Origin of the sequence: Pseudomonas kilonensis (genome assembly GCF_001269885.1) — a bacterium.
GTDB classification, from domain to species: domain Bacteria; phylum Pseudomonadota; class Gammaproteobacteria; order Pseudomonadales; family Pseudomonadaceae; genus Aquipseudomonas; species Aquipseudomonas kilonensis.
The window spans coordinates 19171-39364 of the sequence record NZ_LHVH01000032.1 but is presented as its reverse complement, the minus strand read 5'-3'; the positions used below and the strand labels follow the sequence as shown (position 1 = coordinate 39364).

At 60.5% G+C, this 20194-nt stretch carries 20 protein-coding genes; 11 read left to right on the top strand and 9 right to left on the bottom strand.

Annotated features, from left to right (window positions below; translation table 11 throughout):
* Nucleotides 1–17: 17 nt before the first annotated feature.
* Entirely contained in the window at nt 18–893 is an 876-nt protein-coding gene (locus AD662_RS23565) for a helix-turn-helix domain-containing protein (protein WP_053189830.1), read from the bottom strand.
* Nucleotides 894–1029: 136 nt separating this feature from the next.
* On the opposite strand from AD662_RS23565, the gene AD662_RS23560 reads away from it, so the two are divergent.
* Nucleotides 1030–1926: a DMT family transporter gene (locus AD662_RS23560; protein WP_053189829.1), complete on the top strand. Its 897-nt coding sequence runs from the start codon at nt 1030–1032 to the stop codon at nt 1924–1926.
* A gap of 53 nt (nt 1927–1979) precedes the next feature.
* On the opposite strand, the gene AD662_RS23555 is transcribed toward AD662_RS23560, so the two are convergent.
* From AD662_RS23555 to norR, 5 genes are all read right to left on the bottom strand, one after another.
* Nucleotides 1980–2951: a 2-hydroxyacid dehydrogenase gene (locus AD662_RS23555; protein ID WP_053189828.1), complete on the bottom strand. Its 972-nt coding sequence runs from the start codon at nt 2949–2951 to the stop codon at nt 1980–1982.
* Between the two features lie 228 nt (nt 2952–3179).
* Nucleotides 3180–3929 (bottom strand): YkgJ family cysteine cluster protein, encoded by a 750-nt coding sequence (locus tag AD662_RS23550; RefSeq protein ID WP_053189827.1) that lies wholly within the window; start codon nt 3927–3929, stop codon nt 3180–3182.
* A 79-nt stretch (nt 3930–4008) separates the two neighbouring features.
* Nucleotides 4009–4335 carry a hypothetical protein gene (locus tag AD662_RS23545; RefSeq protein WP_018604234.1) on the bottom strand — a complete coding sequence of 109 codons (327 nt, stop codon included), beginning with the start codon at nt 4333–4335 and terminating at the stop codon, nt 4009–4011.
* Nucleotides 4336–4436: 101 nt separating this feature from the next.
* Nucleotides 4437–5339 carry a chemotaxis protein CheV gene (locus AD662_RS23540; RefSeq protein ID WP_014340109.1) on the bottom strand — a complete coding sequence of 301 codons (903 nt, stop codon included), beginning with the start codon at nt 5337–5339 and terminating at the stop codon, nt 4437–4439.
* Nucleotides 5340–5664: 325 nt separating this feature from the next.
* On the bottom strand, nt 5665–7221 hold the full coding sequence (gene norR, locus AD662_RS23535; RefSeq protein WP_053189826.1) for a nitric oxide reductase transcriptional regulator NorR: 1557 nt from the start codon (nt 7219–7221) through the stop codon (nt 5665–5667).
* A gap of 152 nt (nt 7222–7373) precedes the next feature.
* On the opposite strand from norR, the gene hmpA reads away from it, so the two are divergent.
* From hmpA to AD662_RS23490, 9 genes are all read left to right on the top strand, one after another.
* Nucleotides 7374–8555, top strand: coding sequence for an NO-inducible flavohemoprotein (gene hmpA / locus AD662_RS23530; protein ID WP_053181748.1), 1182 nt, complete (start codon nt 7374–7376; stop codon nt 8553–8555).
* A 321-nt stretch (nt 8556–8876) separates the two neighbouring features.
* Nucleotides 8877–9386 carry a disulfide bond formation protein B gene (locus AD662_RS23525; RefSeq protein ID WP_053189825.1) on the top strand — a complete coding sequence of 170 codons (510 nt, stop codon included), beginning with the start codon at nt 8877–8879 and terminating at the stop codon, nt 9384–9386.
* 776 nt (nt 9387–10162) lie between these two features.
* Nucleotides 10163–11110 carry a ubiquinol oxidase subunit II gene (gene cyoA, locus AD662_RS23520; protein ID WP_024616398.1) on the top strand — a complete coding sequence of 316 codons (948 nt, stop codon included), beginning with the start codon at nt 10163–10165 and terminating at the stop codon, nt 11108–11110.
* A 3-nt stretch (nt 11111–11113) separates the two neighbouring features.
* Nucleotides 11114–13144 (top strand): cytochrome o ubiquinol oxidase subunit I, encoded by a 2031-nt coding sequence (cyoB, locus tag AD662_RS23515; protein WP_014340104.1) that lies wholly within the window; start codon nt 11114–11116, stop codon nt 13142–13144.
* Nucleotides 13145–13147: 3 nt separating this feature from the next.
* Nucleotides 13148–13774 carry a cytochrome o ubiquinol oxidase subunit III gene (locus tag AD662_RS23510; RefSeq protein WP_014340103.1) on the top strand — a complete coding sequence of 209 codons (627 nt, stop codon included), beginning with the start codon at nt 13148–13150 and terminating at the stop codon, nt 13772–13774.
* On the top strand, nt 13775–14110 hold the full coding sequence (cyoD, locus tag AD662_RS23505; RefSeq protein WP_014340102.1) for a cytochrome o ubiquinol oxidase subunit IV: 336 nt from the start codon (nt 13775–13777) through the stop codon (nt 14108–14110).
* 11 nt (nt 14111–14121) lie between these two features.
* Nucleotides 14122–15009, top strand: coding sequence for a heme o synthase (cyoE, locus tag AD662_RS23500; protein ID WP_003178131.1), 888 nt, complete (start codon nt 14122–14124; stop codon nt 15007–15009).
* Nucleotides 15010–15148: 139 nt separating this feature from the next.
* Nucleotides 15149–15493, top strand: coding sequence for a hypothetical protein (locus AD662_RS23495; RefSeq protein ID WP_013694185.1), 345 nt, complete (start codon nt 15149–15151; stop codon nt 15491–15493).
* Nucleotides 15490–15804, top strand: coding sequence for a helix-turn-helix domain-containing protein (locus AD662_RS23490; RefSeq protein WP_003205391.1), 315 nt, complete (start codon nt 15490–15492; stop codon nt 15802–15804). The genes AD662_RS23495 and AD662_RS23490 overlap by 4 nt, the downstream gene beginning before the upstream one ends.
* Nucleotides 15805–15909: 105 nt before the next feature.
* On the opposite strand, the gene AD662_RS23485 is transcribed toward AD662_RS23490, so the two are convergent.
* The 3 genes from AD662_RS23485 to AD662_RS23475 form a co-directional block, all read right to left on the bottom strand.
* The gene (locus AD662_RS23485) at nt 15910–16614 is read right to left on the bottom strand and encodes a hypothetical protein (RefSeq protein WP_018604248.1); all 705 of its coding nucleotides are present in this window, start codon (nt 16612–16614) and stop codon (nt 15910–15912) included.
* Between the two features lie 104 nt (nt 16615–16718).
* Complete coding sequence (locus AD662_RS23480; protein ID WP_024616397.1) at nt 16719–17732, bottom strand: sensor domain-containing diguanylate cyclase; 1014 nt, start codon at nt 17730–17732, stop codon at nt 16719–16721.
* A 264-nt stretch (nt 17733–17996) separates the two neighbouring features.
* Complete coding sequence (locus tag AD662_RS23475; RefSeq protein ID WP_053189824.1) at nt 17997–18914, bottom strand: LysR family transcriptional regulator; 918 nt, start codon at nt 18912–18914, stop codon at nt 17997–17999.
* 99 nt (nt 18915–19013) lie between these two features.
* Here AD662_RS23475 and AD662_RS23470 point away from each other — a divergent pair, with 99 nt between their 5' ends.
* Nucleotides 19014–20189, top strand: a complete 1176-nt coding sequence (locus tag AD662_RS23470) for an aspartate aminotransferase family protein (RefSeq protein WP_053189823.1) — start codon at nt 19014–19016, stop codon at nt 20187–20189.
* The last annotated feature ends 5 nt before the right edge of the window (nt 20190–20194 follow it).

Sequence of the window (20194 nt, the reverse complement as noted above, 5' to 3'; positions counted from 1 at the left end):
GATGGCGATAGCCGGGGTTAACGCAAATACGCCTGCCGATACTCTCCAGGCGTCGCGCCCAGGGCCTGGCGGAAGCGATTGGTGAAGTGGCTGGCGCTGGCAAATCCGCAGGCCAATGCCACCTCGCCCAACGGTTGTGAAGTGCTGCGCAACAAATGCCGCGCGCAGGTCAAGCGTCTAGCCAGCACATATTGATGCGGCGGCAGCCCGAAGCTTTCGCGGAACATTCGCGCGAAGTGGTATTCGGACAACGCACACAACGCCGCCAATTGGCCGAGGCTGATGGCATCGGCCAAGTGGCTGTCGACGTAATCCACCAGCAACCGCCGCTGATGAGCGGCCAGGCCGCCTTTGAGGCGAAGTCCCTGACGCTGGCCCACCTGGCTGAGCAGCAGGTGATTGAGCAAGTCATGGGCCAGGCTGGTGGTCAGCAGGCGTTCACCGGGTTCGTCCCAGTTCAGCGCGATCAACTGGCGAAAACGCTGTGCCTGTCGCGGGTCGTCGAGGAACGTCTCCTCGTGCAGTTGCACCTGCCGCGGTTCGCGGTCCAGCAGCGTGACGCACCCCAGGGCGAATTGTTCAGCGCTGAAATACAGGTGGGCAAGGCGAATGTCGCCGTTGATGACCCAGGCCGATTGATGTCCGGCGGGCAGTACGCAGAGTTTGCCCGGCGCGCCCGTGGTGTCGGGCCGCTCGCGGCGAAACGTACCGGTGCCGCCAGCGATGTAGCATGACAGCGTATGGTGGGTCGGCGCCTCGTAGTCCTGGGCGTCGTGGTGATTGCTCCACAAAGCGGCCGCCAAGCCGTCCCCGAGCTCGGCGCTGTGCTCCAGGCGAGCATTGGGCGAGCTGTTGAGGGCTTGAAAGACTTGCAGGGTTTGCAGTGTGGGCATGATCGGTTCTCCAACGCTTGCATCCTACTCCGTCGGCCGATCCACACCAGCCAGCCTGCCGAAAAAACCGCAAGTTTATGCAAGCGCCGGGTCAATGGCGGCGCGACACTGGGGGTCATTGCCAGGAGTCGCCGTCATGAACCTCTCGTTGTACCTGCTCACCGTGCTCATCTGGGGCACCACCTGGATTGCCCTGAAACTGCAACTGGGCGTGGTCGCCATCCCGGTTTCGATCGTTTATCGGTTTGGCCTCGCGGCGTTGATCCTGTTCGCGATGCTCCTGCTCAGCCGGCGCTTGCAGGCGATGAACCGGCGCGGCCATTTGATTTGCGTTGCCCAGGGCCTGTGCCTGTTCTGCATCAACTTCATGTGCTTCCTGACCGCCAGCCAATGGATTCCCAGTGGGTTGGTCGCGGTGGTGTTTTCCACCGCCACGCTCTGGAACGCCCTCAATGCCCGCGTGTTCTTCGGTCAGCGGATTGCGCGCAACGTGCTGTTGGGTGGCGCCCTGGGGCTTTCGGGGCTGGCGCTGCTGTTCTGGCCGGAACTGGCCGGCCATAGCGCAAGCCCGCAAACCTTGCTTGGCTTGGCGCTGGCGTTGCTGGGCACCTTGTGTTTCTCGGCGGGCAACATGCTTTCGAGCCAGCAACAGAAAGCCGGCCTCAGGCCGTTGACCACCAATGCCTGGGGTATGGCCTATGGCGCGGCGATGTTGGCGGTGTGGTGTGCGTTCAAAGGCATTCCGTTCGACATGGAATGGAACACGCGCTACATCGGCTCGCTGTTGTACCTGGTGATCCCGGGGTCGGTGATTGGCTTTACCGCCTACCTGACGCTGGTGGGGCGCATGGGGCCGGAGCGGGCGGCGTATTGCACGGTCCTGTTTCCGGTGGTGGCGTTGAACGTCTCGGCGTTTGTCGAGGGCTACCAGTGGACGGCGCCGGCATTGGTGGGGTTGGTGCTGGTGATGCTGGGGAACGTGCTGGTGTTTCGCAAGCCTCGGCCAGTGGCCGCGAAAGTCGCGCTGACATAACGTCTAGCGATAATCCCGTGGCGAGGGAGCAAGCTCCCTCGCCACAGTGCGTTCTATTTCCAGACTTGCGGGTTGACCAGGTTCTTCGGTCGCTCGCCCAGCAATGCACTGCGCAGATTATCCACAGCCAGATCGGCCATGGCGGCGCGGGTTTCGTGGGTGGCCGAGCCGATGTGGGGCAGGGTGACGGCGTTTTTCAACTGAAACAGCGGCGATTCGGCCAGGGGTTCTTTCTCGTAGACATCCAGCCCGGCGCCGCGGATGCGATTGTTCTGCAGGGCTTCGATCAGCGCTGGTTCATCCACCACCGGGCCCCGGGAAATGTTGACCAGGATGGCGCTCGGTTTCATCAGGCCCAATTCACGCTGGCCGATCAGATGGCGGGTCTTCTCGCTCAATGGCACGACGAGGCAGACGAAGTCCGCTTCGGCCAGCAACTGGTCCAGTTCGCGAAATTGTGCGCCCAATTGGCTTTCCAGTTCGGTCTTGCGGCTGTTGCCGCTGTAGAGGATCGGCATGTTGAACCCCAGCCGGCCACGTCGGGCAATGGCCGCACCGATGTTGCCCATGCCGACGATACCCAGGGTCTTGCCATGTACATCGCTGCCAAACAGTTGCGGGCCGACTGTCGCCTGCCATTGCCCAGCCTTGGTCCAGGCGTCCAGTTCGGCCACGCGCCGGGCGCTGCTCATCAGCAGGGCGAAGGCCAGGTCGGCGGTGCTTTCGGTGAGCACGTCGGGGGTGTTGGTGAGCAGGATCCCGCGCTCATTGAAGTAGGCCAGGTCATAGTTGTCGTAGCCCACCGATATGCTGGATACCACTTGCAGGTTCGCGGCGCCTTGCAGTTGCTCGCGCCCGAGCTTGCGACCGACCCCGATCAGCCCGTGGGCGTAGGGCAGGGCTTCGTTGAACTGTGCGTTGATATCGCCCTTGGACGGGCTCGGCACGATCACGTCGAAGTCCTGTTGCAGGCGCTCGACCATCTGGGGCGTGATACGGCTGAAGGCAAGTACGGTTTTTTTCATCGTGCAAGGCTCGTCGGGGAGAAGATACCAAGCACGCTAACATTCCTGGCGAGGGTTAGGCGAGGGGGAGTTTGATTGGGAATGTAGCCAACCCCTGTGGGAGCGAGCTTGCTCGCGAAGGCGTCGGGTCAGCTTGCATTGATTTTGAATGCCAGACCGCTTTCGCGAGCAAGCCCGCTCCCACATTTGATTTGTGGTGGGCTCAGATTTTGTAACCACTAAAAATTCTTACGCCGCCCGCAGTGAAATAAAGGCGTAATTGACCGGCGCTTCGGTGACCACCCGCGCGCCGCTGGCCGATACCTGGTGGGCCACATCATCGCCAGACAGATGGAACTGCCACTCACTGATGTGTTGTTGCGCCGGTTGCAGGCGCGCCTGATCGAGGGCGGCCACGAATGCGCTCATGTCCGGCAGATACGCGGTGAAACCGTCGCCCTTGAGCGCGGTGGTGCGGATGCCCAGGGCAGCGCAGATGCGGTCCTTGATGGCGATTTCTTCACGGTCGGCCTGGCGTGAACGCTCGATCAACCGGACCAGTTCCTGGTCGACCAGTTCACCGCCGAGTATCAGTTGTGGCCCGGTTTCCCATGACTCTGGCGGGCATTCCTTGATGGCGATATTGAGGGGGATGTGCGGGTTGATTTCCATCGGATAGATGCGGCACACCAAGGGTCGGCGCTCGTAGATGCGGCACAGGTTTTCTTCGTCAAGATTACGACAACGGCCGACGTTGTAGGCGGCAAAGGTGATCGCCACAAGGGCCTCGGTGCTGCCGCTGTGAACCACCGCCGAGCGGCGCTCGGCATGCTCGCGTTGCCCTGCCGGCAGGCCGAGGCCGTTGGGCAGGAAGGCTTCCACCAGGACAATCACCTGGCCGCCGTCGCCAGCCCACATCCGGGCCTCGTCGAGAGTCAGGGGGACGTGGTGATCGGTGCAGCATTTGCCGCACCCTACACAGGAAAACGTTGTGTTCATTGAGCGCCCGGTCGCAGGAAGCTGGGGACGGCGACAGAAAAACGCCGTGATGGACCGTGCGAAGCAAGTTATGCGCCACTCACCGGTCGGTAGCGGCAGGGCGGATCGAGTCCCACTCGGTCACGTAGGCGGTTTTGGTTTGTTTGCGGTAGAGGCACAACTCGGTGCCGATCGCCCCTTTCATGTGCTTCTGCGGATATTGACCTTGCAGCAACAGCGCGGTGTAGCCGACCCGGTCGTCGAATTGAGCGGCGCTACCCACCGGCTCAGCACTCTTCAAACCGCTGGCCTTGATGCAACTGGCCAGCACGGCTTTGTCGTGGGTGGCCCAGGCGTCCGGGCTGGAGGCATGAGCCTGGGAGGCCAGGACAGTGAGGCCAAGGAGAATCAATAGACGGTTTTTCATCAGGGCGCCTTGTTCCGGGAAGCCAGGACAAGAGTATGCCTGAGGTTGTCGGACGGTGATCGCTCCCGCGCTGGAACGCAGAAGCGAGCAACCGATATGACTCAGTGACCTTGTTCGGCAACGGCCTTGGCCGCCGTGATCAGGCACTTGGTCAGTTCCGGTGAGGAAAACTTGGTGAGCACACCGTTGGCGCCGGCCAGCCGGGCTTTTTCGCTGTTCATGGCGCTGTCCAGCGAGGTGTGCAGCAACACGTAGAGGTGGGCGAAGTCCGGTGTTTCGCGCAGGGTCCGGGTGAGGGCGTACCCGTCCATCTCCGACATCTCGATGTCCGAGACGATCAGGTTGATCTGTTCGGCCGTGCCTTGCAGGTCCAGCAGACACTCGATGGCTTCCTTGGCACTGCGGGCGGTGTGGCATTGCAGGCCGAGGTTGCGCAGGGTGTGCACCGATTGCTGCAGCGCGACCTGGCTGTCATCGACCACCAGGATCCGTGCGTTGCCCAGCACCTCGGCGTCTTCCATGCTCAGTTCGGTCGGCGCGGTTTCGATCTGTGCCGGTGCGATGCCGTGGATGACCTTTTCGATGTCCAGTACCTGCACCAGCGTGCCGTCCACCGAGGTCACGCCGGTGATGTACGAACGCACACCGCCGGAGCCGTAGGGCGGCGGTTTGATGTCGGTGGTCAGGCAATGCACGATCTTGCTCACCGCTTGCACATGCAAGCCCTGTTTGGAGCGGCTGACGTCAGTGACGATCAGGCAGCCGCCATCCGGGTCTTCCAGGGGCCGCTCGCCAATGGCGCGGCTCAGGTCGATCACCGACAACGATGTCCCGCGCAGGGTGGCGATGCCTTTGACGTGCGGATGCGACTCCGGCAGCTTGGTCAAGGGTGGGCAGGGAATGATTTCACTGACCTTGAGCAGGTTGATTGCCATCAGCTTGCCGCTGCGCAAGGTAAACAGCAGAAGCGAAAGTGAATCTGCGCGGGCTTTGTTGGAAGACATAAAAACCTTCTGTGGAAAAAGGTGGGGCGAGCATAGCGATCGCCAGAACAGCTTGTGATATTGGGTTATCGACTTGTTGGGGACAGGCTTTAGGGCGAAAGCCGTCGACAGTCAATTTCAAGTCAATGAGCTGTGAGTACACACCTTGTGGCGAGGGGATTTATCTGTGGCGAGGGGATTTATCCCCGCTGGGTTGCGTAGCAACCCCCAGAAAGATTGAACGCATTTAGCCGGGTACTCCGAGGCGAGAGGTTTCAGGGCTGCTTCGCAACCCAGCGGGGATAAATCCCCTCGCCACAACAGCGGTCGGCAGCAACAGACGGGATTATTTAAGCCCCAACCGCCGGGCCATCCGCCCCAGGTTCGCCCGGTCCAGCCCCAGCTCCCGGGCGGCGCTGGCCCAGTTGTGCTGGTGACGCTCCAGGCAAGTGGCGATCAGCGTGCGCTGGAATTCGTCCACCGCTTCGCGCAAGTCCCCTGTTATGCCCTGCGCGGTCGGTACCGGGTTGATGGACGAAGGTGTGGGGCTGTCTACAGGCGCCTGGGGCAAATCCAGGTCCTGGGCGCTGAGGCTGAGAATTTTCGGGCGCGTCGCGCACCGGCCCAAGGCCTTCAAGGCGCTGCGGCCGATCAGGTGTTCCAGTTCGCGCACATTGCCCGGCCAGTCGTAGGCCAGCAGCGCGGCCTGGGCGTCGCTGGTCAGGCGCAGGCTGCCCAGGCCCATGCGCGAGCGATTGTGTTCCAGGAAAAAACCGCTGAGCAGCAGCACGTCCCGGCCGCGATCGCGCAGCGCCGGCACCTGCAGCGGATACACACTCAAGCGGTGATAGAAGTCGGCCCGGTAACGGCCGTTGCGCACTTCTTCGGCCAGGTCGCGATTGGTCGCCGCGATCAGGCGCACATCGACCCGGTGTTCCTTGTCCGAGCCCAGGCGTTGCAGTTGACCGCTTTGCAGTACCCGCAACAACTTGGCCTGGACGGTCAGGGACAACTCGCCCACTTCGTCGAGGAACAGAGTGCCACCGTCGGCCAGTTCGAACTTGCCGTGCCGGTCGTTCGTGGCCCCGGTGAAGGCGCCTCGTACATGGCCGAAGAGTTCACTTTCCACCAGCGTATCGGGCAGGGCGGCGCAATTGAGGCTGATGAGTGGCTGCTCGGCACGTTTCGACGCGGCATGGATGGCCTGGGCGACCAGTTCCTTGCCCACGCCGGTTTCGCCGGTGATCAATACCGTCAGGTCGCTGCCGCCCACCAGCGCGATCTCTTCCACCAAGCGCTTGTGGGGCTTGCTCTGGCCGACCATGTCGCGAGGTTGTTGGCCGCTGGCCTGGCGATAGACCTCGGCGCGACGGTGCTCGTCCTCGGCCTTCAGGGCCAGGCGCTCGATGCGCTCGGCGGCGCTGACCGTGGCGGCGGCGAGGCTGGCGAAGGCTTGCAGGGCACTCAGGTCGATGGGCTCGAAGCGCTCCGGATCCAGCGAATCCAGGGTCAGCAGGCCCCAGGGCCGTTCGTCGACGAACAGCGGGCAGCCCATGCAGTCATGAACCTCCAGATGCTCGGCGAGCCCCTCGACCAGTCCGTCGTACGGATCGGGCAGGCCGCTGTCGGCGGCGAAGCGGGTGGGTTGCGGGTTGGCCAGCAACGCTTCGAAGCGCGGGTGTTCGCTGACCCGGAATCGCCGGCCCAGTGTATCGGTGCTCAGGCCATCCACGGCGAGCGGCACCAGGCAGTCGCCGTCCAGGCGCAACAACGCCGCCGCATCGCACGGCAGCAGGGTTCGCAAGGTGCCGAGCAGGCGCCGATAACGTTCGCCTTCAGGCAGTTCGCGGGACAGATCGGCCACCAGTGGCAGCAGGGAGGTCAGCAGGGCGGTTGCGGTCATAATGACTCCATGTAGTCGTAACGACTATAAGACTGGCCGTGTCGATATGACTACATTGTTTTTAACTGGCTGATTTTAAAGACAAAAATTTATGGCATGGAAACTGATATGACTTACCTAACTGTTATCGGTCATACGCCAGGAGTCACCCTATGCTCAGTCGAGAAGAACGCGCCATCATTCGCTCCACCGTTCCGTTGCTTGAAAGTGGTGGTGAGGCGCTGATCACTCACTTCTATCGCATGATGCTGTCCGAATACCCGCAGGTGCGCCCGCTGTTCAACCAGGCTCACCAGGCCAGTGGCGATCAACCGCGGGCCTTGGCCAACGGTGTGTTGATGTATGCGCGGCACATTGACCAACTCGATCAATTGGGCGACCTGGTGGCGAAGATCGTCAACAAGCACGTTGCCCTGCAGATCCTGCCGGAACATTACCCGATTGTCGGTTCGTGCCTGCTGCGAGCTATCGCCGAAGTGCTGGGCGCGGAGATCGCCACACCCGAAGTGATTGCGGCGTGGGGCGCAGCCTACAATCAGTTGGCCGATATCCTGATCGGCGCCGAAGCCGGCATGTACGACAAAAAGGCCGAGGCCCCGGGCGGCTGGCGTGGCGAGCGTGAATTCATCCTGACGGCCAAGGTGCAGGAAAGCTCGGAGATCACTTCGTTTTACTTTGAGCCGGCGGACAAGGGCCCGATCCTGTTGGCCGAGCCGGGCCAGTACATCGGCATGAAGCTCATGCTCGATGGCGAGGAAGTACGCCGCAACTATTCACTGTCAGCCCTGGCGGACAATGGTCAATACCGTATCAGCGTCAAGCGCGAGCCGGGCGGACGGGTGTCCAATCACCTGCATCATCATTTCGACGTCGGCAGCCGCATCCAGTTGTTCCCGCCGTCCGGGGATTTCTACCTGACTGCCAGCGACAAACCGCTGGTGCTGATCAGTGGTGGCGTTGGCATCACCCCGACCCTGGCCATGTTGCAGGCGGCGCTGCAAACCGAGCGGCCGGTGCATTTCATTCATTGCGCGCGCAACGGCCGTGCCCATGCCTTCCGTGACTGGATCGACGACCTGGCCAAGCGGCATCCGCAGCTCAAGCGCTTCTACTGCTACGACGAAGACGACGGCTTGAGCCCGGCCGCCGACAAGGTGGGGCTGTTGAGCCAGGAACAACTGGCGCAATGGCTGCCACAGCAACGTGACCTGGACGCCTATTTCCTAGGACCGAAGGGCTTCATGGGCGCCGTCAAGCGCCACCTCAAGGCCTTGGGCGTGCCGGAGCAGCAGAGCCGTTACGAGTTCTTCGGGCCGGCGGCAGCGCTGGAATAAGGTCGCGGCCAACTTGGGAAACCGGGTTGGCCTCATCGCGAGCAGGCTCGCTCCCACAAGGGGTTTGCTGTGGACACGATTCCTGTGAACACCGCAAAAAAACTGTGGGAGCGAGCCTGCTCGCGATGGCGGCGGCAGGTCCATCCCGGGTCCAACTGACCAGAATTAATCCGCACTTAACCTTCTTGCGCTCTATTCCCCTTTCAATGTCGACGCCCGCTGCTCGTTCACTGTCATGGTCTGCGTGTAGACTTCGGGCATCCGACCGCGCGCGAGTGTCGCCGTGCTGCGCGTCGATCCATGCAGACAAAGGGAAACGCAATGAGTGAGGAAATGATGCGCTTAGGCCGTGAGCGGCGCTATCTGGTGCTACTGGGGCTGATCTGCCTGGCGCTGATCGGCGGTGCGCTGTACATGCAGGTGGCCCTCGGTGAGGCACCGTGCCCACTGTGTATCCTGCAACGCTATGCACTGTTGCTGATCGCGATCTTCGCCTTCATCGGTGCCGCCATGCGCACCCGCCGCAGCCTGACGATCTTCGAAGGCCTGGTGGTGCTCAGCGCCCTGGCCGGGGCCGGTGTGGCAGGGCATCACGTGTACACCCAGTTCTTCCCCGCGGTCAGTTGCGGCATCGACGTGTGGCAACCGATTGTCGATGACCTGCCGCTGGCGAAGATTTTCCCGCTGGGGTTCCAGGTCGATGGCTTTTGCTCCACACCCTACCCACCGATCCTGGGACTGTCCCTGGCGCAATGGGCACTGGTGGCCTTCGTGTTGACCGTGGTGCTGGTGCCATTGCTGGTGTCACGTAACCGCAAACAGCTTCGCTGAAACGCCTTGATGAAACGCCCCGGTTTCTCTCCTGGAGAACCGGGGCGTTTTACGTTTCACTCTCGAACCGGATCGTCCTTGATCCGAGGCAAGAATAGGCCGCGACAATGTGCGACATGTTGTCACATATCTTGAGGCGCTCAGCCTTTTCAGGGGCGATTAGGCGCTGCTTCCTGTAATAAAAAACCGTCTGGTTTCGCAACCTGCGTATTGCCTGCAGCAGGCATTTCTAACAGCGAAGCGTCAGGTGCCAGAGGCCCCGAAAACTGGGCGCTTGCCGGGTAAAAAACCTCCTCGCGATCCCCCCGAGCTGTCTAAATCGGGCGTAGTAGCCCTACGTTTTTTGGGGTTCTTGTTGAGAATTAATTTCGATAACATGCTGGCTTGTTGCAATATCGGCGAAAGATTGTTGCCGGATCGGATAAAAATTATTTCGGGATGAGACATGGTCTACAGCGCCTCAGCTCACTACAATCGCCCGCACCGATTTTCCGACCCGGCTCAAGCTTGAGCACGAGAGTGGTCGAAGGGCGCCAGCGCCCCATGCGACCCCAAGGTGTCGGTGCCTCCAACTACCCGCACCAAATGGAATTGGGCTTGAACTAGGCCTTTGACCAACGAATAAGAACTCACTGCTGGCCCAGGATGTGTCGAACAGCCGCTGACGTTCGACGGGCAGCCCTTATTCAATCCAAGAAAATGCCAACCCTTGGCAGGGTGAAGTGTTGGCGATCAAAACCCAACTGCATTGCGCAAGCTGCTTTAGAGGTCGTGAGATGAGTAAAAACAGGTACCCCCGATTACTAGGCTTGTTGCCGCTGCTCGGCACGTTGCTGCTGGGAGGCTGCAACATGACCTTGCTCGATCCCAAGGGCCAGGTCGGCCTGGATGAGCGAAACCTGATCATCACCGCCACGCTGCTGATGTTGCTGGTCGTTGTGCCGGTCATCGTCATGACCTTCCTGTTCGCCTGGAAGTACCGCGCAACCAACACCCAGGCCACCTACACGCCGAAGTGGTCGCATTCGACCAAGATCGAAGTGGCGGTGTGGACTATTCCGGTGCTGATCATCATTGCCCTGGGTTACATCACCTACAAGTCGACCCACGCCCTGGACCCGTATCGTCCGCTGGATTCCGACGTCAAGCCGATCACCATTGAAGTGGTCTCCATGGACTGGAAGTGGTTGTTCATCTATCCAGAGCAAGGCATTGCCACGGTCAACAAGATCGTGTTCCCGGCTCATACGCCGATCAACTTCAAGGTCACTTCCGACACCGTGATGAACTCGTTCTTCATCCCGGGCCTGGGTGGCCAGATCTACGCGATGGCGGGCATGCAGACCAAGCTGCACCTGATCGCCAACCAGAACGCCGAACTCGACGGTATCTCCGCCAACTACAGCGGCGCGGGCTTTACCGGCATGAAGTTCAAAGCAATCGCCACGACCCAGGAAGATTTCGACGCCTGGGTCAACGATGTGAAGAAGGCACCTAAACAGCTTGAAAAAGCTGAATACGAAGCCCTTTCCAAACCGAGCCAGAACAACCCAGTCGAACTCTACTCGTCGGTTACGCCGAACCTGTTCCAGACCATCATCGACAAGTATGAAGGGATGAATCCGGGCAAGCCGATGCACCACGAGAAGAACGAGAAGGAAGTGGCTCACAACATGGAAGGGATGGACATGAGCTCGCATTCAGCTGCCGGGGCAGAGGAGTAAACGATGTTTGGTAAATTAAGTTGGGAAGCGATCCCGTTCCACGAGCCGATTGTCATGGTGACCCTCGCCATCATCGCGCTCGGCGGTCTGGCGCTGTTCGCGGGGATCACTTACTTCAAGAAGTGGACCTACCTGTGGACCGAGTGGTTGACGTCGGTCGACCACAAGAAAATCGGCGTGATGTACATCATCGTCGCCATGGTCATGCTGCTGCGCGGTTTTGCCGACGCCATCATGATGCGTACCCAACTGGCCATGGCCACCGAGGGTTCGCCTGGCTACCTGCCACCTGAACACTATGACCAGATCTTCACCGCCCACGGTGTGATCATGATCATCTTCATGGCGATGCCATTCTTCACCGGCCTGATGAACCTTGCTGTGCCGCTGCAGATCGGCGCCCGTGACGTTGCCTATCCGTTCCTGAACTCCCTGAGCTTCTGGCTGCTGGTGTCCGGCGTGGTGCTGATCAACCTGTCCCTGGGCGTCGGCGAATTCGCCAAGACCGGCTGGGTTGCCTATCCACCGCTGTCGGGCCTGCAATACAGTCCGGGCGTGGGCATGGACTACTACATCTGGGCGCTACAGCTATCTGGATTGGGGACAACGCTGACGGGGGTCAACTTCCTCGCCACCGTGCTGAAAATGCGTACCCCGGGCATGAAGCTGATGGACATGCCGATCTTCACCTGGACCTGCACCTGGGCCAACGTCCTGATCGTCGCTTCGTTCCCGATCCTGACCGCTACCCTGGCCCTGCTGACGCTTGACCGCTACATGGATTTCCACATTTTCACCAATGAACTTGGTGGCAATCCAATGATGTACGTGAACCTGTTCTGGGCCTGGGGTCACCCTGAGGTGTACATCCTGATCCTGCCGGCGTTCGGGATTTTCTCCGAAGTCATCTCGACCTTCTCCGGCAAGAAACTGTTCGGCCACCACTCGATGATCTACGCCAGCGGCGCGATCTCGGTGCTGGGCTTCATGGTCTGGCTGCACCACTTCTTCACCATGGGCTCGGGTGCCAGCGTCAACGCGTTCTTCGGCCTGGCGACCATGCTGATCTCGATCCCGACGGGTGTGAAGCTGTTCAACTGGCTGTTCACCATCTACCAGGGCCGCCTGCGTTTCACCAGCCACGTGCTGTGGACCCTGGGCTTCATGGTGACCTTCGCCATCGGCGGCATGACCGGCGTACTGCTGGCCATTCCAGGTGCTGACTTCGTGCTGCACAACAGCCTGTTCGTGATCGCGCACTTCCACAACGTGATCATCGGCGGTGCGGTGTTTGGCTATATCGCCGGCTTCGCCTTCTACTTCCCGAAAGCGTTCGGCTTCAAGCTGCACGAAGGTTGGGGCAAGGCAGCGTTCTGGTTCTGGATCTCGGGCTTCTTCGTCGCGTTCATGCCGCTCTATGCACTGGGCTTCATGGGCATGACTCGTCGCCTGAACGCCACCACCAACCCTGAGTGGGTGCCGTACCTGTACGTTGCCATGTTCGGTGCGGTGATGATCGCTGTCGGTATCGCCTGCCAGCTGATCCAGTTGTACGTCAGCGTGCGCGATCGCAACAAGCCAGAGAACATGTGCGAACACGGCGACCCGTGGAATGCCCACACCCTGGAATGGTCGACCTCTTCGCCACCGCCGTTCTACAACTTCGCCGTACTGCCCAAAGCAGACGTCATCGACCCGTTCACCGAAGCCAAGGAAGCCGGCACTGCGTACCAGGCTCCGGCCAAGTACGAGCCGATCCACATGCCCAACAACACCGCTACCGGTGTGGTCATGGGCGCGCTGCTGACCGTGTTCGGTTTCGCAATGATCTGGCACATCTGGTGGCTGGCCATCGCCAGCCTGGTTGGCACTGTCGTGTACTTCACTATCCATGCCGCCCGTGACGATCAGGGTTACATGGTGCCGGTGGATGTCATCGAGCGCATCGAAGCCGAGCAGCACAAGCGCCTGGTAGCGGCCGGGAAAGTCCCCGCCACCGCCACCCGTGTTGAAACCTCGTTGGAACAGGCTTAAACCATGTCGAATTTAGTGACCACTGTTGGACACGCCCATGGTCATGACCATGGGCACGATGACCATCACCACGACTCGGGCGAGATGACCGTATTCGGTTTCTGGCTCTACCTGATGACCGACTGCATTCTGTTTGCGTCGATCTTCGCGGTGTACGCGGTGCTGGTAAACAACGTTGCCGGTGGCCCGTCGGGCCACGACATCTTTGAACTGCCGTACGTACTGGGCGAAACCGCGCTGCTGCTGTTCAGCTCGATCACCTACGGCTTCGCCATGCTGGCGTTGTTCAAGGGCAAGAAAACCCAGGTGCTGGGCTGGTTGGCCATGACCTTCCTGCTGGGCGCCGGCTTTATCGCCATGGAGATCAACGAGTTCCATATCCTGATCGCCGAAGGCTACGGTCCAAGCCGCAGCGGCTTCCTGTCCGGGTTCTTCACCCTGGTCGGCACTCACGGCCTGCACGTGACCAGCGGCCTGATCTGGATGGCGATCATGATGTACCAGGTCCATAAAAACGGCCTGACTGCCACCAACAAGACGCGCCTGAGCTGCCTGAGCCTGTTCTGGCACTTCCTGGACGTGGTGTGGATCTGCGTATTCACCGTTGTTTATCTGATGGGGACCCTGTAAATGGCTAACGCACATTCCCATGATGGCCATGACGCCGGCCACGGCAGCGTCAAGTCCTACGCCATCGGTTTCATCCTGTCGGTGATCCTGACCGTCATCCCGTTCGGCCTGGTGATGTACCCGTCGCTGCCCAAGAGCCTGACCCTGTGGATCATCCTGATCTTCGCCGTGGTCCAGGTACTGGTGCACCTGGTGTACTTCCTGCACCTGGACCGCTCCGCCGCCCAACGTAACAACGTGGTCGCGTTTGTCTTTGCCGCGATCGTGATTGTCCTGCTGGTCGGCCTGTCGTTGTGGATCATGTTCAGCATCCACACCAACATGATGGCGCACTGAGGAAAGTCCGGATGTCCCTGAAGCACTTTATCCAAATCACCAAGCCGGGGATCATTTTCGGTAACGTGCTTTCTGTGGCAGGCGGTTTTTTCCTGGCCTCGAAAGGGCATGTCGATCTGGCCATCTTCCTGGCGGCGATGATCGGCACTTCCCTGGTGGTGGCGTCCGGTTGCGTGTTCAACAACTGCATCGACCGCGACATCGATATCAAGATGGAACGCACCAAGAATCGGGCGCTGGTCCAGGGCCTGATTCCGGTGCAACTGGCCCTGGCATTCGCCACGGTGCTGGGCGTGGCCGGCGTGGCGCTGCTGTACTGGGTGGCCAACCCGTTGGCGGCGTTGTTCGCGGTGATCGGTTTTGTCATCTACGTCGGCCTCTACAGCCTGTACCTCAAGCGCAAGTCGGTCCACGGCACGCTGGTGGGCAGCCTGTCGGGGGCGATGCCGCCAGTGATCGGCTACGTAGCGGTGAGCAACAGCTTCGACATGGCGGCGCTGACGCTGCTGGTGATGTTCAGCCTGTGGCAGATGCCGCATTCCTATGCCATCGCGATCTTCCGCTTCAACGACTACCTGGCGGCCTCGATCCCGGTATTGCCGGTCAAGCGCGGCATCCGCGTGGCCAAGAAGCACATCCTGCTCTACATCCTGGCCTTCCTGGTGGCGACCTTGATGCTGACCTTCAGCGGCTACGCCGGCATGAGCTACCTCGCCGTCGCCGCTGCCATGGGCATGTACTGGCTGTACATGGCCTGGACTGGCTACAAGGCGGTGGATGACACGGTCTGGGCACGCAAGCTGTTTGTGTTCTCGATCTTCACCATCACCGCCCTGAGCGTCATGATGTCCCTGGACTTCAAGGTGCCAAGTGAGCTGCTGCTGACCTACGCGCCTTAAGCTTCAGACGCTGCAAAAAAAGCCCCGCCTTCGAGAGAAGCGCGGGGCTTTTTGTTGAGGTGAGGTGTGGATTGGCTGTCATTCGTCGCAATAGATTATGGTTTGTTGAACTATGCGCAATTTGCCTATAGTTTCTGCCATGCGTACCCTATTTTTTGAAACGACTACATTCACCGACACGGTTGGCCATTACCTGACTGATGATGAGTATCGCCTGCTTCAGTCCTATATGCTGCAGCATCCAGAGGTTGGTGACGTCATGCCACGTACCGGCGGCTTTCGTAAGCTGCGCTGGTTCGATGAACGTCGTGGTAAAGGGAAGCGAGGCGGGTTGCGCGTTATTTACTATTGGCTCATGAACGATCGTCAGTTCTGGATGTTTGCGATATATGACAAGGATGAGCTGGAAAACCTGACTTCCGAGCAAGAGAAAACGCTCAAGCGCGCCATAGAAGCTGAGTTGAAAGTACGAGGTACCTTATGAAAAAGCGCGATCTGTTTGCCGAGATGATGCAAGGCGTCGAGGAGATGGCCGCTCACCGGGAGGGCAAGATTACCCTTCGCCAGATATCGATTGAAGACAAACCGGTTCCCGAGGTGTCTGCCCAGGAAATCGTGGCGTTGCGCGACAAGCTCCACATGTCTCAAGCCGTTTTCGCCAAGAGCATCAGGACCAGTCCAGGTACACTCAGGAACTGGGAGCAGGAGAAGTCCAAGCCTAACGCCCAGGCGGCTTTGTTGATCAAACTGGTCGAGAAGTTTCCAGATATGGTCGAACGGCTTGGTGCTGTTTGATCAGCTCTTATCCATGAAAACAGCCCCGCCTTCGAGAGAAGCGCGGGGCTTTTTAATGCGTATTACTTTGGACTTCTGTGTGAGCAAGCTCGCTCCCACATGGGCTTATTGCTGGGCGATGCTGTAGCCGTCGAAGGCTTTCTGCTGTTGCAGGGCGGTGACGATGCCTTTGCGGGTGGCCGGTTGTTCGGTGCCGTCGTTGTCCAGGAAGGTTTCGCTTTCCAGCTCGGCTTCGTCGCCTTCGCCGACGAAGTTGAAGCCCAGGAACTCGAAGGCCTCGCGGTCGACGTTCGGCTTGGAGCGTGGTGTGCGCAGGGGCAGGGTGACGCTGATGCCGTCCTTGCTGATGACAAACACTTCGGCTTCCTTCTTGGCCCGCGAGGCCTTGCCCTTGCTGCCGCTCGGGTTGCTGATGGCCTGGTGGGTCTGGTTCAGCACTGTCAGGGCCAGGCCGTAGACCAGCTCCTGGAACGACGGGTCGTCCTTGTAGCTGGAGAGGATGCGGCTGATCGGGAAGCGGCTGCTCAGGTCTTCCAGGGCCGCGAAATCGGCGGCTTCGGCGTCCTTGAGTTGTTTGAGCTGGCCCATCAGTTCGTAGGCCTTGTCGTCGTCGAAGGCATCGTGAGCCTGGCGGATGGCGTTGCGCAGTTCGCGGATCTGGTCGCTTTCGCGGTTCGACTGGAACGCATCGAGGACCATTTCGCTGATGGTTTTAGCCTGGGGCAGATGCTGTGAAAGATTGATGGAGTTTTCGTATTCCGCTTTGGACGACAGGGTGACTACGGATTCAGCGGTGTTGGAATCGGACATTGAAATTTCACTACTTCTGTTAGCGGGATGAGGCGAGAAAGGCATTGAGCTTTTTTCCGGTCGCCTAATCTATTGGACGCGGGCGGTGTTGTCACGGTCGGAGCTCATTCACAAATCACATTCTTGCCCGACAGCTTGGAGCGATACAGCGCCTGGTCCGCCCGATGCAGCAACGCTGCCTGCTGTTCATCCTCGAACCGCTGCACCACGCCAAAACTCATGGTGATCTGGAAGTCGCCCACTGGCAGCAGGTCGGACAGGCCCCGGCGAATGCTTTCCGCCAGCAGGCGAGCATCGGCCAGGGTGGTGTTGGGCAAGATCATGATGAATTCGTCACCGCCCCAGCGCACCAGCAAATCGCCGTCGCGCTCGCAGCGCTTGACGCTCTGCACCACTTGTATCAACGCTGCGTCGCCAAAGGCATGGCCGTAGCGATCGTTGATGTCCTTGAAATCATCCACGTCCATGGCGATCAGCGACAGCGGCTCGCGGAAACGCTGTGCGCGCTCACAGGCCAGTGGCAGCGCCTGGTCCAGGCGATAACGGTTGGCGACCCGCGTCAGGGAGTCGGTTTCGGCAAGCCTGCGGTTCTCGTCGAGCTGGATCTGCAACTGATGGTTGACCCGAGACAGCTCGCGGGTGCGTTCCTCGATGATGGCTTCCAGGGATGTGTTGCGCCGCTCCAGCTGTTCGAACAGGCGCTTCTTGTCATCGATGCTGCGATGGGCGCCGATCATGCGCGCCACCGTGCCGTCCGGGTTGCGGGCGATCACGTAGCCGCGATCCTCGATCCAGATATAGGAACCGTCGTGGGTGCGGCAGCGGTATTCGGCTTGATAGACGTGGGATCGGTGTTCCAGGTAATCGTCGAACAACGCCATGACCCGTGGGTAGTCATCCGGGTGGATCACGCTCTCCCAGGTCAGCACAGTGTTGTCCAGTGAGTGGGGCAGGTAGCCAAGCATCGTGTACCAGCCGGGGTTGCGGTAGACGAAGCCTGTGTTGGCATTCCAGTCCCAGATGCCATCGCTGACCAGTTCCAGGATGGTGTGCAGTACGCCTTCGTCCAGATCGGACAGGTCGAACCGCAGCATGTCGATGTTCGAGGCATCTCCCATCGTTGTTCCCTCAATCAGCCTTGATATCAAAATGCGCGTCCAAGGAGGAAGAGTAGTTGATGGGGGGCGGGGTCACTAGCGGGGTAGCGACGTCCAGCCAAGCCAGGGCACGCTTTTGTGGCGAGGGGATTTATCCCCGCTGGGTTGCGCAGCAACCCCAAAGCTGTCGGTTCACATCGCAGGTGAGTCGGGTTGATGATTTTTGGGGCCGCTACGCGACCCAGCGGGGATAAATCCCCTCGCCACAAGGGCTTGTCCACAACATCATTCGGCTGGGGTTGGGTGTTTGCCCCATTTCTCCAGCGCGAACTCGACAAAATGGCGCAGTTTCGGCAAGCGATAGCGATCCTGCGCGTACATCAGGCTCATTGGGCGATGGGGCAACTGGTAGTCCTGCAACAACGCCACCAGGTGACCATCCTTCAGGTCCTGGGCCACCAGCGCATCGGGTAGCATCACCACGCCCATCCCGGCCAGGGCGGCGCGATGCAGGCCCGAGGAGCTGTTGATCAGCATCGGGCCGTTTACCGGGACCTTGATCTCGCCTTCCGGGCCGTTGATCGGCCAGAGATCCTGGGCGAAGCGCCAGTCATCCCCTGCCAAATAGGCGAACGACAGGCAATCGTGCTGTTGCAGGTCGACGGGTTGTTCCGGCGTGCCTCGCCGTGCCAGGTAAGCAGGGGAGGCGCAGATGGTCAGGGTGTAGTCCACCAACGGGCGGGCAATCAGTTTCGGGTCGGGATGGCCGAGGCGGATAGCGACGTCGAATCCATGTTCGAGCAGGTCCAGGCGCTGGTTGGTCAGCACCACGTCGAGCTTGACCTGGGCGAAGCGCTGGCTGAATTCAGCCAGCGCCGGCGCGAGGCGTTCGGAGCCGAAGGTCAGGGGCGCGGTGATGCGCAGGGTGCCGTTGGGCTCGCCCTGGGTCTGTTCGGCCAGGCGCTCGGAATCGGCCACCAGCCCCAGCACTTCCAGGCAGCGTTGGTAGTAGGTCGAGCCGAACTCAGTCAGGCGCTGGCGCCGCGTCGTACGGTTGATCAAGCGCACGCCGAGACGTTGCTCCAGTGCACGAAGATGATTGCCCACCATGGTGGTGGACATTTCGCACGCCTGGGCCGCCGCCGTCAGGCTTCCGGTTTCCACCACCTTCACGTAAACGGTCATCGCCTGGAACAGGTCCATTATCAAGCTCAGCTTTTAAATGATTGAAGTAAAGCAGCGTTTATCCAGCCTTGGTGGCTAACCATACTGGAAAAAACCAACCAAATGGAGCTTGATGCCATGACCGCTGCCTGCCTGATGACCACTTACCAACCCCTGGCGCTGAGTTTCACCCATGGCTTGGGGACGCGCCTGTGGGACCAGGACGGCCGCGAATACCTCGATGCGGTGGCGGGCGTGGCGGTGACCAATGTCGGCCACTCCCACCCGCGACTGGTGGCCGCCATCAGCGAGCAGGCCGGCCTGCTGTTGCACACGTCCAACCTGTACAGCATCGATTGGCAACAACGCCTGGCACAAAAGCTCACTCAGCTGTCGGGGCTGGAGCGGGCGTTTTTCAACAACTCAGGCGCCGAGGCCAACGAAACCGCACTGAAACTGGCGCGCCTCTATGGTTGGCACAAGGGCATCGAGCAGCCGTTGGTGGTGGTCATGGACAATGCGTTCCACGGGCGCACATTGGGCACGATGTGCGCCAGTGACGGCCCGTCCGTGCGGCTGGGCTACAACCGGTTGCCGGGGGATTTCATCAAGGTGCCGTTCGGCGATCTCGCGGCGTTGGAAGCGATCCAGCAGGCTCATGCCGAGCGCATCGTCGCGGTACTGGTGGAGCCGATCCAGGGCGAGAGCGGTGTGCAAATCGCCCCGCCGGGTTACCTCAAGGCCTTGCGGCAGTTGTGCAGCCGGCGCGCCTGGCTGTTGATGCTCGACGAGATCCAGACCGGTATCGGTCGTACCGGCCAATGGTTCGCGTTCCAGCACGAGGGCATCGTGCCGGACGTCATGACCCTCGCCAAAGGCCTGGGCAACGGTGTGCCCATTGGGGCCTGCCTGGCGCGAGGCAAGGCAGCCGAGCTGTTTACCCCTGGCAGCCATGGCAGTACGTTCGGCGGTAATCCGCTGGCCTGTCGGGTCGGCTGCACGGTGCTGGACATCATTGAGCAACAAGCGCTGGTGGACAACGCCAGGCATCAGGGCCAACAGTTGCTGAGCCGGCTGCGGGCCGAGTTGGCGGACAATCCGAATGTCTTGGCGATTCGCGGCCAGGGTTTGATGATCGGCATCGAACTCAAGCAACCGATCCGCGACCTGGCCCTTCGTGCCGCCCGGGACCACGGCCTGCTGATCAATATCACTCGGGGCCAGACCATCCGCCTGCTGCCGCCGTTGACGATCGATGGACGGGAAGTGGAGATGATTGTCCGGGGCGTGAGCCGCTGTCTGGCGCAGGGGTGAGGGGC

Coding starts and splice junctions, on each gene's coding strand:
- AD662_RS23475 (WP_053189824.1), bottom strand. CDS start 18,914: ATGGACCTGTTCCAGGCGATGACCGTTTACGTGAAGGTGGTGGAAACC.
- hmpA (WP_053181748.1), top strand. CDS start 7,374: ATGCTCAGTCGAGAAGAACGCGCCATCATTCGCTCCACCGTTCCGTTG.
- cyoD (WP_014340102.1), top strand. CDS start 13,775: ATGGCTAACGCACATTCCCATGATGGCCATGACGCCGGCCACGGCAGC.
- AD662_RS23545 (WP_018604234.1), bottom strand. CDS start 4,335: ATGAAAAACCGTCTATTGATTCTCCTTGGCCTCACTGTCCTGGCCTCC.
- AD662_RS23510 (WP_014340103.1), top strand. CDS start 13,148: ATGTCGAATTTAGTGACCACTGTTGGACACGCCCATGGTCATGACCAT.
- cyoA (WP_024616398.1), top strand. CDS start 10,163: ATGAGTAAAAACAGGTACCCCCGATTACTAGGCTTGTTGCCGCTGCTC.
- AD662_RS23540 (WP_014340109.1), bottom strand. CDS start 5,339: ATGTCTTCCAACAAAGCCCGCGCAGATTCACTTTCGCTTCTGCTGTTT.
- norR (WP_053189826.1), bottom strand. CDS start 7,221: ATGACCGCAACCGCCCTGCTGACCTCCCTGCTGCCACTGGTGGCCGAT.
- AD662_RS23565 (WP_053189830.1), bottom strand. CDS start 893: ATGCCCACACTGCAAACCCTGCAAGTCTTTCAAGCCCTCAACAGCTCG.
- AD662_RS23560 (WP_053189829.1), top strand. CDS start 1,030: ATGAACCTCTCGTTGTACCTGCTCACCGTGCTCATCTGGGGCACCACC.
- AD662_RS23495 (WP_013694185.1), top strand. CDS start 15,149: ATGCGTACCCTATTTTTTGAAACGACTACATTCACCGACACGGTTGGC.
- AD662_RS23480 (WP_024616397.1), bottom strand. CDS start 17,732: ATGGGAGATGCCTCGAACATCGACATGCTGCGGTTCGACCTGTCCGAT.
- AD662_RS23550 (WP_053189827.1), bottom strand. CDS start 3,929: ATGAACACAACGTTTTCCTGTGTAGGGTGCGGCAAATGCTGCACCGAT.
- cyoB (WP_014340104.1), top strand. CDS start 11,114: ATGTTTGGTAAATTAAGTTGGGAAGCGATCCCGTTCCACGAGCCGATT.
- cyoE (WP_003178131.1), top strand. CDS start 14,122: ATGTCCCTGAAGCACTTTATCCAAATCACCAAGCCGGGGATCATTTTC.
- AD662_RS23470 (WP_053189823.1), top strand. CDS start 19,014: ATGACCGCTGCCTGCCTGATGACCACTTACCAACCCCTGGCGCTGAGT.
- AD662_RS23555 (WP_053189828.1), bottom strand. CDS start 2,951: ATGAAAAAAACCGTACTTGCCTTCAGCCGTATCACGCCCCAGATGGTC.
- AD662_RS23525 (WP_053189825.1), top strand. CDS start 8,877: ATGAGTGAGGAAATGATGCGCTTAGGCCGTGAGCGGCGCTATCTGGTG.
- AD662_RS23490 (WP_003205391.1), top strand. CDS start 15,490: ATGAAAAAGCGCGATCTGTTTGCCGAGATGATGCAAGGCGTCGAGGAG.
- AD662_RS23485 (WP_018604248.1), bottom strand. CDS start 16,614: ATGTCCGATTCCAACACCGCTGAATCCGTAGTCACCCTGTCGTCCAAA.